We start from the raw sequence: 13,353 nt of genomic DNA, 5'->3' as shown, positions 1-13,353 counted from the left end.
CGGCAGGGGCAACAGGGCAGATACAGATGCGCGCAGCCCTGTGGCGCGCTGAGGGCGATGCCTGGCCCGAGCCGGCGGGATGATCCCCCCGCACTACCCTCAAGCCGGTCTTGCCGCAGCGCATGGATGCGGGAGAGGCGAGGTGCATCGCAGTACAGGCCGGAGAAGGCATCTTCTGCCCCTTGCTGGCGATTTTCGGATGTTCCGAAATCCTCCACCGGGCTCCGGGCAGGGGCTGCATCGCCCTTGCGGGGCTGGCGGCTTTACAGATCAGGCGCGGCGTGTGGTGGGGCCGATGAGTGCTGCCAGTTCCAGTGCGTTGCGCACGCCCATCTTTTCGAGCACCCGCCCGCGATGGACCTCCACCGTGCGCAGGGCGATGCCGAGCGTATCGGCAATATGTTTGTTCTTTTCCCCGCTCAGCATCAGAATCATCACCTCCTCCTCGCGCGCGGACAGGGTGGCGCGCCGGCTGGCAAGATCGCGCTGGATCTGCGCATCCGCCTGCGCGGCCTGGCAGGCGGCCATGGCGTTCAGGGCCAGATCGACGATCTGGTTGTCATTGAACGGTTTCTCGATGAAATCAAAGGCCCCGGCCTTCAGGGCCTGCACCGCAACAGGCACATCGGCATGGCCGGTGAGGAAGATGACCGGGACCACGGAACCCATGGCCCGCAGGCGTTCATGGACCTCGGGGCCGGAGAGGCCATCCATCCGCACATCCAGAATGACACAGGACATGTCATCCAGAGGCTGGGCCCCCAGAAAGGCGTCCCCGCTTTCCCAGCACCGGGCCTTCAGCCCGCGTGATGCCAGCAGGAAGGAGAGGGCGTCGCGGATGGTTTCCTCATCATCGACGATATCGATCATGCCGGTCATGTCTGTTCCCCGGAAGCTGTGGGCAGGATGCCGGTGCGCGGAAGGGTGATGCGAAAGACCGTGCCGCCCCCCGGCGCCGGAAAATGGCTGAGCTGGCCGCGATGCAGCTCCACGATGGACCGGCAGATCTTCAGCCCCATGCCCATGCCCTGCGGCTTGGTGGTGGCGAAGGCATTGAACAGCCGTCCGTCCAGATCCGGCGAAATGCCGCCGCCCTGATCCTGAATCTCGATGATGGCGTCCTCGCCCTGTTCCTTCAGGCGCACACAGACGTCATTGCCATGACGCTGTGCGCCCATCGCCTCCATGCCATTGCGGATGAGATTGATGAGGAGCTGCTCCAGCAGGACGCGATCCGCCTCGACAGGGGTGGGGATGGTGCCGGTGCATTTGAGATGCACCCGGTGCTCGCGCGCATCCGCCGCCAGAAAGCCGATTGTTTCATGGACAACATCGTCCAGCAGGGTGGGGGTGAATTTCGGCTCGCGCTTGCGCACCAGCGCCTGGATGTGATGGATGATCAGCCCGGCGCGGGCCGCCTGATGGGCCAGCTTGCCGGTGGCCTCCTTCATCACCTGCGGATCAGCCCTGTCCTGCTCCATCAGGTTCATCATGCCGGTGGCGTAGGAGGTGATGGAGGAAAGCGGCTGGTTCAGCTCATGGGCCAGTGTGGAGGCCATTTCCCCCAGCGTGACCAGCCGGCCGGTGCGGGCCAGCGCTTCATCCTGCGCCCGGGCCATGCGGGCGGCGCGCTTGGCTTCGGTGATGTCGATGACCGAGCCCATCCAGCCGCGATGCACCCCGCGCGCGTCAATCAGCGGGGCCTCATAGACCTGAATGTCGATATCGTGCCCATCGCGATGGCGGAAACGGGTTTCAAAGCTCTGGCTCACCGCCCCGCCGGCCGCAAGCTTGCGGTGGCGCTCCTCGGTTTCGGGCAGATTGTCCGGGTGCCAGTAGGGCATGGGCGGGGTGTGCCCCACCAGATCCCCGGCCGGCCAGCCGATCAGCTTGCAGAAGGCCGGATTGACGAACAGCACGCGCCCGTTCAGGTCCTTCGCGCGCAGCCCCACTGTCAGGCTTTCCTCCATGGCGCGGCGAAAGGCGGTCTCATCCTGCAACTGCAATTCCACCTTGCGGCTGCGCTTGAGGGCGCGGAACAGGATGAGCAGGGCCAGAATGGCGAAGGTGGCCAGCCCGGCAATGGAGGCGAACAGCACCGTGGCATGGAAGGCGGCGGGGCGTTTGTAGGCGTTGATCTGCAACCAGATGCCATGGAGCGGAGGATCGAAGCTGATGGTGTGCGAGGGGTTCAGCGGGTCCGGCGTCATGCGCTGGCGCTTGGCCAGAACACTGTCATCGGCATCGATGACCCGCACCCCATACTGCTCGGCGATCCACCATGGCAGATGCCGGTGCAACACCTGTTGCAGGGAAAGGGTGGCGGTCATCACTCCCTCGCCATCCGGCAGCTTCATGCCGATGGAAACAGTGCCATCCGGGTTGACCGAACCATAGACCGGGCGTGAGGGCTGGGCATCGATGCGCAGGAGCTGTTCCACCAGCGCATCATCGGAGGGCGCACCGGTGCCGGGCAGGGCGCGGATGCGGGCGCCATCCGGACCATGCCAGACAATGGCCTGCACCTCGGGATTGCCGACAATATGCGTGCGCGCCCGCGCGGCCAGGGTCGCGGCATCGATGCCGCCCGCCGTATCCATGGCGAGGCTGACCAGCATGTCCTCGTCAATATTGAGCTGGAAGCGCAGGGTCTGTTCCACCCACAGCGCATCTGTGGCCAGCTTGATCTGGGCCTGTTCGCTGTCACTGCGGTTTACGGCCCACACCAGCGCCCATACCAGCCCGACAAGGGACAGTATGGCGACAAGGGGCACCAGCGACAAAAGATCAATACGTTGTCGCGGAAGTGTTCCCTCCGCGGCCCAGCGAATGGATCTGAAGGTATCCTGTTCCGCCTCATCTGTCGCAGATCGAACTTTGGTCGTATCCGGAATCACCAGAGGCGTAGTCCTCCCAAGCGTTTGAGTGCCCTTCTTGCGGGAAACCACAATAGCGGCATCGCCAAGGGTGTGACAAGAACGCGAAAACCCGCCGCGCCCAAGGCGGGGGAACCGGAGGAACTGATATGCTTACCCGTCGCACGCTGGTTCGCCTTGCAGGCGCCGCAGCCCTTACGCTGACCACCGCTTTTCCCGCCCTTGCGAATGACAAGCCGGTGACCATCAAGTTCAGCCATGTGGTCGCCCCTGATACGCCAAAGGGCAAGGGTGCGCTCAAGTTCAAGGAGCTGGCGGAGAAGTATACGGATGGCGCCGTGGTGGTTGAGGTCTATCCCAACTCCCAGCTTTACAAGGACAAGGAAGAGCTGGAGGCGCTTCAGCTTGGTGCGGTGCAGATGCTGGCGCCTTCTCTGGCCAAGTTCGGTCCGCTCGGCGTGCAGCAGTTCGAGCTGTTCGACCTGCCCTTCCTGATGGCCAATTATGACGACCTGCGCAAGATCACCGATGGCGAGGTGGGCAAGGGCCTGCTGGCCCGGCTCGAGGACAAGGGCATCAAGGGGCTGGGCTATTGGGACAATGGCTTCAAGGTCATGTCCGCCAATACGCCGATCCAGACCCCGGACGATTTTCTGGGCCTGAAGATGCGCATCCAGTCTTCCAAGATTCTGGAAGCCCAGATGCAGGCGCTCAATGCGGTGCCGCAGGTGATGGCCTTCTCGGAAGTGTATCAGGCGCTGCAGACCGGCGTCGTGGACGGCACCGAGAACCCGCCCTCCAACATGTTCACCCAGAAGATGCATGAAGTGCAGAAGCACGCCACGCTCTCCAACCATGGCTATCTGGGCTATGCGGTGATCGTGAACAAGGCCTTCTGGGATGGCCTGAAGCCGGATGTGCGCGAGAAGCTCGAACAGGCCATGGAAGAGGCCACCGTCTATGCCAACTCGATCGCCAAGGAAGAAAATGAATGGGCGATGGAGCAGATGAAGGCTTCCGGCAAGACCAAGTTCCACGAGCTCACCGATGAAGAGCGCAAGGAATGGATCGAGACCCTGCGCCCCGTTCATGCCCAGGTGGCCAACCGTATCGGCCCGGAGCTGATCAAGCAGTCCTATGAGGCGCTCGGTATCCAGTGATCCCGGACGCGTTTCGGGAATGCTCTTGCAGGGGTGCGTTCACGCACCCCTTTTTTGAACGGGGTTTGCCATGTTCTTGCGCATCCTCGACCGCTTCGAAGAAATACTGATTTCCCTGCTCATGGCCCTGGCCGTGACGCTGATCTTTGTTGCGGTCGTCCATCGCTTCTCCATCGGCTTCGCCGCCGATATCGTGTCCTACGCACGCGCCAACAACATGCCCGAGCTGATGGCCTGGGCACGTTCGGCTTTCCGCTCGATCAATTCGATCAAGCTCACCTGGGCGCAGGAAGCCTGTATCTATCTGTTTGTGTGGATGGCGAAATTCGGCGCGGCCTATGGCGTGCGCCGCGGCATCCATGTGGGTGTGGACATGCTGGTCAACCACCTGCGGGATGACTGGAAGAAGATCGTCACCTGCATCGCCATGTCGGGCGGCATCATCTTCACGGCCATCGTCACCTGGATCGGCGCGGACTTTGTCTATCATGTGGGCAAGGGCGGGCAGATCTCGGCTGACCTCGAAATTCCCATGTGGTTCGTCTATCTCGCCGTGCCGCTCGGTTCCGGCCTGATGTGCTTCCGCTTCATCCAGGCGCTCTATCTCTACATCGTCTATGATTATGTGGCTCACCACGAGCACGAGGAAGTGGACGAGGTGCATGAGGAACAGGCCGCGCAAGCGCGTGTCCTGAAGGAGCAGGAAAAGGCCGGCAACCCCAATAGCGAAAAGGGAGGCCGCGCATGACCGCCCTCATCATCTTTGCCATTCTCGTGGTCATGCTGGCGACGGGCATGCCCGTTTCCATCGCGCTTGGCCTGACGGTGTTCACCTTCCTGTTCGCCTTCACCAATATCCCGATGGACAGCATCGCGCTCAAGCTGTTCACCGGTATCGAGAAGTTCGAGATCATGGCGATCCCGTTCTTCATTCTGGCCGGCAACTTCCTCACCCATGGGGGGGTGGCCAGACGCATGATCCGCTTTGCCACATCCATGGTGGGGCACTGGTATGGCGGCATGGGCCTTGCCGCGGTGCTGGCCTGCGCGCTGTTCGCCGCCATTTCCGGCTCCAGCCCGGCCACGGTGATGGCGGTTGGCTCCATTCTCATCCCGGCCATGGTCAAGATGGGCTATCCGCCCCAGTTCGGCGTGGGAACAGTGGCTTCGGCCGGTGGCCTTGGCATCCTCATTCCGCCCTCCATCGTCATGGTGATGTATGCGGTGGCGACATCGGGCATGATGGTGCAGGGGCCGAATGGCGAGACGGTGCTCTCCGCCTCCATTGGCGACATCTTCATCGCCGGTGTGATTCCGGGCCTCATCCTTGCTGTCATGCTGGGCTTCACCACCTTCCTGCGGGCCTACAAGGGCGGTTATCCGCGTCTGGAGCGGGCAAGCTGGAAGGAGCGCTTCACGGCTTTCCGTGAAAGCATCTGGGGGCTGATGCTTGTCGTCATCATCATGGGCGGCATCTATGGCGGCATCTTCACCCCGACAGAGGCGGCGGCGGTCTCGGCTGTCTATGCCTTCATCGTGGCGGTGTGGATCTATGGCGACATCCGCCTGCGGGATGTGCCGAAAATCCTGCTCACCTCGGCGGGCATGTCGGCGATGCTCCTCTACATCATCACCAATGCGGTGATGTTCGCCTTCATCCTCACCTCGGAGCAGATTCCGCAATCCCTATCTGACTGGATCGTGGATCTGGGGCTGGGCAAGATCGGCTTCCTGCTGATGATCAACATCATGCTGCTTGTCATCGGCATGGTGATGGAGCCCTCAGCCATCGTGCTGATCATGGCGCCGATCCTCTATCCGGTGGCGGTGAAGCTGGGCGTGGACCCGATCCATTTCGGCATCATCCTGATCGTGAACATGGAGATCGGTCTCACCACGCCCCCTGTGGGTCTCAATCTCTATGTCGGTTCGGCCATATCAAAACTTGGACTGACAGCGGTATCGAAGGCCGTGATTCCCTGGTTGCTCACCGCACTGGTCTTCCTGGGGCTCATCACCTACATCCCCGAGATATCGCTGTTCCTGCCCAGACTGATGGGCATGACGAACTGATCCGTTCGTTTCACACAGGTGCCTGAGAATAATGGGCCTGCCCGGCATCAAGCCGGGCAGGCCCGGTTTTTTCCGGGGGCAGGGTGGGGCGTTCGTCCGGCATGCAGAGCCTGCCGCCACCCGCCACGGGGGCGGCCATCCGGCTCTCTCCGGGCAGCTGCGGGAGCTGTTGCGGCAAGGCCGCGCCCCGGAGGAGGGCGGGGGATCCCATCGGTGCGGACATGGATGCACATGCCCGTCCGCCGGAGCTTCCGCTTCCGGCGGCCTTCCGGCTGGCTGCCGTGGGTTCAGGCCGTTCCCGCCAACACCATCTCCTTCAGCGCCACATAATCCGGCTTGCCGGAGCCCAGAAGCGGCACCTTGCCCTTGATCACCTCGGCGGGAACGGAGAGTTCGCTCACCCCCTTCTTGCGGGCGAAAGCCTGAAGGGCGCTGCGGCTGGCTTCTTCCGTCTCGGCCACCAGAACCAGCTTCTCGCCCTTGCGCAGATCGCTCACCGAGGTGACAGCCAGCAGCACGCCGGGCCACAGTTCCGAGGCCAGAGCCTCCACGGCCGCCAGCGAGATCATCTCCCCGCCAATCTTCGCGAACCGCTTGGCGCGGCCGAGAATGGTGACAAAGCCCTCATCATCGATACTGACAATATCGCCGGTATCATGCCAGCCGCGCTCCGGCGGTTCGAGCACGCCCGGATTTTCCACTCGCAAATAGCCGGCCATGATGTTGGGGCCGCGAATGAACAGCCGCCCGCCTTCCTCCACCCCGGGAACCGGCTCAAGGCGCGGCTCGATGCCGGGCATGAGTTTTCCGACAGTGCCGGCCTTGTTGTACATGGGGGTGTTGAGCGCAATCACGGGGGAGGCCTCGGTCACGCCATAGCCTTCCAGAATGCGCAGGCCGAACTTCTCCATATAGGTTTTGCGCGTGGCGGCCTTCACCGGCTCCGCTCCGGCGAAGCAATAGCGGATGGAGCGGAAGTCATAGGGGTGGGCCGTGCGAGCATAGCCGGAAAGGAAGGTATCCGTGCCGAAGATGATGGTGGCGTTGGAGGAGTAGATCGCCTCCGGGATGATGCGGTAATGCAGCGGCGAGGGATAGAAATAGACCGGCACGCCAGAGACCAGCGGCAGCACGGTGCCCGCCGTGAGGCCGAAGGAGTGGAAGACGGGCAGGACATTGAACACCTTGTCGCCCTTGTGAAAGTCCACCCGCGCTGCGGCCTGCGCGGTATTTGCCAGCATGTTGGCATGGGTGAGCACCACGCCCTTGGGCGTGCCCTCGGAGCCGGAGGTGAACAGGATGGAGACCCTGTCCGCACAGGTGCGGGCCACCAGCGGGCGGCTGCGGTTGAGCAGCGCCAGAATCTTGCGGCGCAGGGTGATTTCCGGCCGGATATCCTCCAGCCACACGATACGCAGTCCATCCTGGGCCAGCGCATCCATCACATCCTTCAGCCGGGCCTTCTCGATGAAGGCGCGTGAGGTGACGATGCTGCGCACGTCCGCGGCCTTGCAGGCGGCGCGGAGGTTCAGAAGGCCCGCCGAGAAGTTCAGCATGGCCGGGACCTTCCCGGCGGAGACCAGCGCCAGCCATGTCACGGCCACGCCATTGGCATTCGGCAGCAGCAGGCCCACGGCCTCCTCGCCCTTCAGCACATAGGCCAGCTCATGACCCAGCGCCCGCGCGCCCGTCAGCAGCTTGCCATAGGTGAGGGCGCCGGAGAGCGGATCTTCCACCGCCACGCGGCCCATGCCGTAACTGTCCGCCGCGCGGATCACCTCCTCCAGCACGGTTCCGGTCTTGCCGGAGGTGGAGAAGACCAGATTGGACATGATGGTATAAAGGCTTGCCCCCGCCGCCATGCGCCGCTTGCGCCCGATGATGGAGGGATCGACCTCCAGCCTCTCGGGCGGATTGATGGTGACACGGACCTTGGGGAAAAGCTGGCGGCGGGTCTGCATGGAAGACAGGTGCGAGGCATAGGTGCGCTCCAGCCCGTCAATCTTGATCGGCACCACCATGGAGCGGGTGCGGTCGGCCACCATGGCCGCGCCATCATAGACCTTCATCAGGCTGCCGGTGACGGTGATGCGCCCCTCGGGGAAGATGACCAGCGGGTTGCCCGCCGCCACGAGGCGGATGAGCGTGCGGGTACCCATCGGCTTGGTGGGGTCCAGCGGCACGGCATTGACCATGGGCAGGAAGGGCTTCACCCACCATTTCTGCGCGATGGTGGAATCAATGGCGAAGACCGGCTTGCGCATCGTCCCGTTCTCGGTGATGGCCAGCGCCAGCATCGCATCCAGATAGGACACGTGATTGAGGGCGAGAATGGGAGTGGGGCCGGCTTTCTCAAGGTTCTCCATGCCCTTCACCTCCAGCCTGAAGATGGCCCGGAAGAGGATGGTGATGGCATCGCGCAGCGGCTGGGTGGGCAGGTGGCGAAGCATCAGCACGGCGGCGATGAGGGAGAGCACGCCCAGCGCCAGCGCCACCATGGAGAGCGATGCGCCCGCCCTCTGGGCGAGGCCGGCCGTCAGCGTGGCCGCCACGGTGAAGAGTGCGTTCATGATGTTGTTGGCGGCCACCGCCCGCGCGCGCGCCTCGGGCCGGGCCCATGCCTGGAATGCGGCAAAGGCCGGCACGATGAGGAAGGCGCCGGACATGGCCGCAAGGGAGAGGGTCACCACCAGATTGATGGCGAGGGGACTGGCGAAAAAGGCTGTCGCGGCCGGCTCCTCCACCGGCTGCGCCGCGCCCATCACCCAGGACAGGTTGAGGCTGCACAGGCCGAAGATGAGGGTGCCGAACACCGCCTGCAAAAGCACGATGCGCCCGGCTGAAAGCCATGCCGCAATGGCCGAGCCGATGCCGATGGACACCGCGAACACCATGAAGCAGATGGCGATGTCGATCTCGTTTCCGCCGACACTCTTCACGAAGGGCGGCAGGATGGCGGTGATGATCGCCCCGCACAGCCAGAACCATGACACCATGAGCATGGTGACCAGCAGCCTGCGCTCCTCGAACACATCGCGCATGATCTCCCATGAGGATCGGGCGATGTTCCACTGGATCTTCAGGTCCGGCGCACCGGATCCGGTGCGGGGCATGTAGCAGCTGGCGAGGAAGGCCAGCGTTGCAAAGGTGCCCAGAAGCAGGCCGAAAACCAGCGCGTTTCCCCCGCCCATGGAATAGGAGATGCCGGCCAGAATGGTGCCGGCCAGAATGGCGATGAAGGTGCCCCCTTCAATCCACGCATTGCCCTTGGCCAGCTCGCTGCGCTCCAGATAATCCGGCAGGATGCCGTATTTCACCGGCCCGAAGAGGGCGGAGCCCAGACCGAACAGGAACAGCGAGACCATCATGACCGGGATGGAGCCCATGCCGATGCCGGCAGCCGCCAGAATGGCCACGAGAATTTCCGCGCCCTTCAGATAGCGGGCGACAACGGCCTTGTCATATTTGTCGGCGATTTCGCCGCCGAGTGAGGAAAACAGCACAAAGGGCGCCATGAAGACAGCGCCCGCCAGCGTGACGATTGAGGCCGCCTGTTCTGCCGCAAGCGTTGCCAGAACCACAAAGACCAGTGAGTTCTTGAGGAAATTGTCTGAGAACGCAGCCAGGAACTGGGTCCAGAACAAGGGCGCAAAGCGCCGCGAACCCATTAATCCACGCTGTGGGGACATGCTCTGCTCCGTTCCATCCAACGGCGCAGAAGACCCTTCCGCCCGTGTCCGTCGCCTGTTTCCTGTTCCTGCCGGTTTATCGCGGTCTCCTGCCGCGAGCCAGCATGTTGTTGACACCTGCGGGCGCGCCGGTGCCGGCCCATGGTTGCGGCATGGCCGCAGCAGGGAACAGCGCTCGCCCGCCACCGTGTGACTGGCTCGGGGAGCAAGCGGGCTTGGTCTTGACGGCAGAGGGCGCTAGATCTGTGGCATATGACAAGGAGTCATGCCCGATGATCGATATCCAGCCGCTGGCCATATTGCGCGAGATTGACCGGACAGGAAGCCTCACCCAGGCAGCCGATCAGCTCAACCTGACCCAGTCGGCGGTCAGCCATGCCATCCGCCGGTTCGAGGAGCGCCATGGTGTCAAGCTCTGGGAGCGTGAGGGGCACAAGCTGCGTTTGACGCTGACCGGAGAGTATCTTCTGGGGCTGGCGATGCGGGTGCTGCCGCAGCTTGAACATGGGGCGATCGTGCTGGAGGATTATGCGCGCGGCCGCCGCGGCGCGATCCGTGTGGGGATGGAGTGCCACCCCTGCCAGGATTGGCTGATGCGGGTGGTGGACCCGTTTCTGGCGCAGTGGCCCGATGTCGATCTGGATGTGACCACGGCCTTCCAGTTCGGCGGGCTGGCCGCGCTTCTGAGCCATGAGATCGACATTCTCGTCACCCCCGATCCGGTCGAGCGTCCCGGGCTCGAATATACGCCTGTCTTCGATTACGAGCTGGTTCTGGCCGTCGCCGAAACCCATCCTCTGGCCCGCAAGCTCCAGGTCGAGCCCGAGGATCTGGCCAGTGAAACGCTCATCACCTATCCCGTTTCCCGCGAAAGGCTGGACATCTATACCCGCTTTCTGGTTCCGGCCCATGCCCTGCCACGCCGTCATCGCACGGTGGAAACAACCGATCTGATGTTGCGGCTGGTGGCCTCGGGCCGCGCGGTGAGCGCGACACCCGACTGGCTCTTGCGCGAGGCCAAGGGGGTGAAGGGCGTGCGGATCGGCGAGGGGATCGCGAAGTCCATCCATCTGGGGCATCGCAAGGGCATGTCCGCCAGCTATCTGGAGGGCTTCATCCGTCTGGCCGGAAGTGTCCGGGTCTGATCTGTCTGGGAAGGGTGCGCCCGGGGCTTTGGCCGTGGTGCGGAAGCGTCTGCGGGCCATGGGTGAGGCGTGGCTTCAGAAGCGCATGACGGAATGTCATGCTTTCCTGAAAGAATATCATTTTTTTTCATGTTCGGGCTTCGGCATAAGGAGGGCACTAGCCGACACAGGTCGACCACTGACTGAGCCCGCCTGAAGTCCATTCGGGAAGCGCCGGGCAAGAGGGAAGCGGCCTCGGGCTTTGTCTTGGAAGCCAGGAGACCAGATTCCAATGACCAAAGACTTCACCTTCACCATCAAGAACCTGCCTTTCAACGAGGATTACACCCCCGCCGACAGCACGCGGCTGACCACCAATTTCGCCAATCTGGCGCGGGGGGAAAGCCGCCAGCAGAATCTGCGCAATGCGCTGGAGATGATCGACAACCGCTTCAATAGCCTTGCGCAATGGGACAATCCCAAGAGTGACCGCTACGGTGTCGAGCTGGACATCATTTCCGTCGATCTGGATATTGACGGCACCGGCCATGCCTTCCCGGCCATAGAAATCCTGAAGACGTCGATCGTCGACCGCAAGAGCGGCGCGCGCATCGAGGGGCTGGTCGGCAACAACTTCTCCTCCTATGTGCGCGATTACGATTTCAGCGTCAGGCTGCCGGAGTACAACAAGGATCGCGCCGGCTTCAGCATTCCGGACGATTTCGGCGATCTCCACGGCAAGATCTTCAAGAGCTTCGTATTTTCCGACACCTATAAAGCGCATTTCCACAAATTGCCGGTGATCTGCCTGAGCGTCTCGCACAACAAGATCTATCGCCGCACGACAAATCACCATCCTGTTCTGGGCTTTGAATATCTGCCGAACGAGACCTCCCTGACCGAGCAGTATTTCAGGAAGATGGGCATGGAGGTGCGCTACTTCATGCCGCCCAACAGCGTGGCCCCGCTGGCATTCTATTTCTTCGGGGATCTGCTCAACGATTACACCAATATCGAGCTGATCGGCACCATCGCCACGATGGAGACCTTCCAGAAGATTTACCGTCCCGAGATCTACAATGCCAATTCCGCGGCCGGCGACGTGTTCGAGCCGAGCCTGCAGCATCAGGACCATTCGCTGACCCGGATCGTCTATGACCGGGAAGAGCGCAGCCAGCTGGCTGTCCAGCAGGGCCGGTTCGCCGAAGATCACTTCATCAAGCCGTATCGTGCCATTCTGGACGCATGGTCCGCGCGATACGCCGCCTGAACGCACACACAGATATCCAGTCTATAAGGTTACGCCCCATGACCAAACTGCTTCCCACGTCGACCGCCGGCAGCCTCCCGAAACCCTCCTGGCTTGCCGAGCCGGAGAAGCTCTGGTCGCCCTGGAAGCTCGACGGTGCGGATCTTCTCGCGGCCAAGCAGGACGCGCTTCTCGTGACGCTGGCCGAGCAGGACCGTGCCGGGATCGATATCGTCAGCGATGGCGAACAGACCCGCCAGCATTTCGTCACCACCTTCATCGAGCATCTTGAGGGCGTCGATTTCCAGAAGCGGGAAACCGTCAGGATCCGCAATCGCTATGATGCCAGCGTGCCGACTGTTGTCAGCGCTGTTTCCCGGCAAAAGCCGGTGTTCGTGGAGGATGCCAGATTCCTGCGCGCCCAGACCAGCAAGCCGATCAAATGGGCCCTGCCGGGGCCGATGACGATGATCGATACGCTCTATGACGCCCACTACAAGAGCCGTGAGAAACTCGCCTGGGAATTCGCCACCATCCTCAATCAGGAAGCCCGGGAGCTTGAGGCGGCAGGTGTCGACATCATCCAGTTCGACGAGCCCGCCTTCAATGTGTTCTTCGACGAGGTGAATGATTGGGGCATTGCCACGCTGGAGCGGGCGATCGAGGGCCTGAAATGCCAGACGGCCGTCCATATCTGCTACGGCTATGGCATCAAGGCCAATACCGACTGGAAAAAGACCCTCGGCTCAGAATGGCGCCAGTATGAGGAGATCTTCCCCGGCATCCGGAAGTCAGGCGTGGATCTGGTGTCGCTGGAATGCCAGAACTCGCATGTTCCGATGGATCTGATCGAGCTGCTGCGGGGCAAGAAGGTGATGGTCGGGGCCATTGATGTGGCGACCAACACGATCGAAACTCCGGAAGATGTGGCCAATACCCTGCGCAAGGCCCTGAAGTTCGTGGATGCGGACAAGCTCTATCCCTGCACCAATTGCGGCATGGCCCCGCTTTCCCGCGATGTTGCGCGGGGCAAGCTGAATGCCCTTTCCGCCGGCGCGGAAATCGTGCGGCAGGAACTCTCCGCCACCCGCGCTGCGCAGTAGTCACCACCCGGCATGACCCGGCTTCCGCCCCGAGGCGCTATCGGCATGTGCATGCTGCCGGTCCGCACCCCGGGGCGGG

General features: G+C 62.6%; 9 protein-coding genes. 6 read left to right on the top strand and 3 right to left on the bottom strand.

Annotation, left to right across the window (positions count from 1 at the left end; genetic code table 11):
- Nucleotides 1-270: 270 nt before the first annotated feature.
- Nucleotides 271-879: a response regulator transcription factor gene (locus ACT6QG_RS12685; protein WP_444977935.1), complete on the bottom strand. Its 609-nt coding sequence runs from the start codon at nt 877-879 to the stop codon at nt 271-273.
- A complete protein-coding gene (locus ACT6QG_RS12680; protein ID WP_444978280.1) occupies nt 876-2,774 on the bottom strand; it encodes a two-component system sensor histidine kinase NtrB in 1,899 nt (632 codons plus the stop codon). The genes ACT6QG_RS12685 and ACT6QG_RS12680 overlap by 4 nt, the downstream gene beginning before the upstream one ends.
- A gap of 251 nt (nt 2,775-3,025) precedes the next feature.
- Here ACT6QG_RS12680 and ACT6QG_RS12675 point away from each other — a divergent pair, with 251 nt between their 5' ends.
- The 3 genes from ACT6QG_RS12675 to ACT6QG_RS12665 all read left to right on the top strand — a co-directional run bounded on the left by ACT6QG_RS12675 (nt 3,026) and on the right by ACT6QG_RS12665 (nt 6,109).
- Nucleotides 3,026-4,036, top strand: coding sequence for a TRAP transporter substrate-binding protein (locus tag ACT6QG_RS12675; RefSeq protein WP_444977934.1), 1,011 nt, complete (start codon nt 3,026-3,028; stop codon nt 4,034-4,036).
- A gap of 70 nt (nt 4,037-4,106) precedes the next feature.
- Nucleotides 4,107-4,784, top strand: a complete 678-nt coding sequence (locus tag ACT6QG_RS12670; protein WP_444977933.1) for a TRAP transporter small permease — start codon at nt 4,107-4,109, stop codon at nt 4,782-4,784.
- Nucleotides 4,781-6,109 carry a TRAP transporter large permease gene (locus ACT6QG_RS12665; RefSeq protein ID WP_444977932.1) on the top strand — a complete coding sequence of 443 codons (1,329 nt, stop codon included), beginning with the start codon at nt 4,781-4,783 and terminating at the stop codon, nt 6,107-6,109. The genes ACT6QG_RS12670 and ACT6QG_RS12665 overlap by 4 nt, the downstream gene beginning before the upstream one ends.
- A 287-nt stretch (nt 6,110-6,396) precedes the next feature.
- On the opposite strand, the gene ACT6QG_RS12660 is transcribed toward ACT6QG_RS12665, so the two are convergent.
- A complete protein-coding gene (locus ACT6QG_RS12660; protein WP_444977931.1) occupies nt 6,397-9,798 on the bottom strand; it encodes an acyl-[ACP]--phospholipid O-acyltransferase in 3,402 nt (1,133 codons plus the stop codon).
- Between the two features lie 272 nt (nt 9,799-10,070).
- Here ACT6QG_RS12660 and ACT6QG_RS12655 point away from each other — a divergent pair, with 272 nt between their 5' ends.
- The 3 genes from ACT6QG_RS12655 to ACT6QG_RS12645 all read left to right on the top strand — a co-directional run bounded on the left by ACT6QG_RS12655 (nt 10,071) and on the right by ACT6QG_RS12645 (nt 13,274).
- On the top strand, nt 10,071-10,943 hold the full coding sequence (locus tag ACT6QG_RS12655; protein WP_444977930.1) for a LysR family transcriptional regulator: 873 nt from the start codon (nt 10,071-10,073) through the stop codon (nt 10,941-10,943).
- Nucleotides 10,944-11,214: 271 nt separating this feature from the next.
- The gene (locus tag ACT6QG_RS12650; protein ID WP_444977929.1) at nt 11,215-12,192 is read left to right on the top strand and encodes a DUF1852 domain-containing protein; all 978 of its coding nucleotides are present in this window, start codon (nt 11,215-11,217) and stop codon (nt 12,190-12,192) included.
- Nucleotides 12,193-12,230: 38 nt separating this feature from the next.
- Nucleotides 12,231-13,274, top strand: coding sequence for a methionine synthase (locus tag ACT6QG_RS12645; RefSeq protein WP_444977928.1), 1,044 nt, complete (start codon nt 12,231-12,233; stop codon nt 13,272-13,274).
- Nucleotides 13,275-13,353: the final 79 nt, after the last annotated feature.

The sequence above is a fragment of the Haloleucobacter ellipsoideus genome (assembly GCF_052491725.1).
This window is presented reverse-complemented; position numbering and strand designations above follow the sequence as displayed.

Bases quoted from the DNA above. Each gene is read 5' to 3' on its own strand.
- ACT6QG_RS12685 (WP_444977935.1), bottom strand. From the start codon at position 879: ATGACCGGCATGATCGATATCGTCGATGATGAGGAAACCATCCGCGAC.
- ACT6QG_RS12675 (WP_444977934.1), top strand. From the start codon at position 3,026: ATGCTTACCCGTCGCACGCTGGTTCGCCTTGCAGGCGCCGCAGCCCTT.
- ACT6QG_RS12670 (WP_444977933.1), top strand. From the start codon at position 4,107: ATGTTCTTGCGCATCCTCGACCGCTTCGAAGAAATACTGATTTCCCTG.
- ACT6QG_RS12665 (WP_444977932.1), top strand. From the start codon at position 4,781: ATGACCGCCCTCATCATCTTTGCCATTCTCGTGGTCATGCTGGCGACG.
- ACT6QG_RS12660 (WP_444977931.1), bottom strand. From the start codon at position 9,798: ATGTCCCCACAGCGTGGATTAATGGGTTCGCGGCGCTTTGCGCCCTTG.
- ACT6QG_RS12655 (WP_444977930.1), top strand. From the start codon at position 10,071: ATGATCGATATCCAGCCGCTGGCCATATTGCGCGAGATTGACCGGACA.
- ACT6QG_RS12650 (WP_444977929.1), top strand. From the start codon at position 11,215: ATGACCAAAGACTTCACCTTCACCATCAAGAACCTGCCTTTCAACGAG.
- ACT6QG_RS12645 (WP_444977928.1), top strand. From the start codon at position 12,231: ATGACCAAACTGCTTCCCACGTCGACCGCCGGCAGCCTCCCGAAACCC.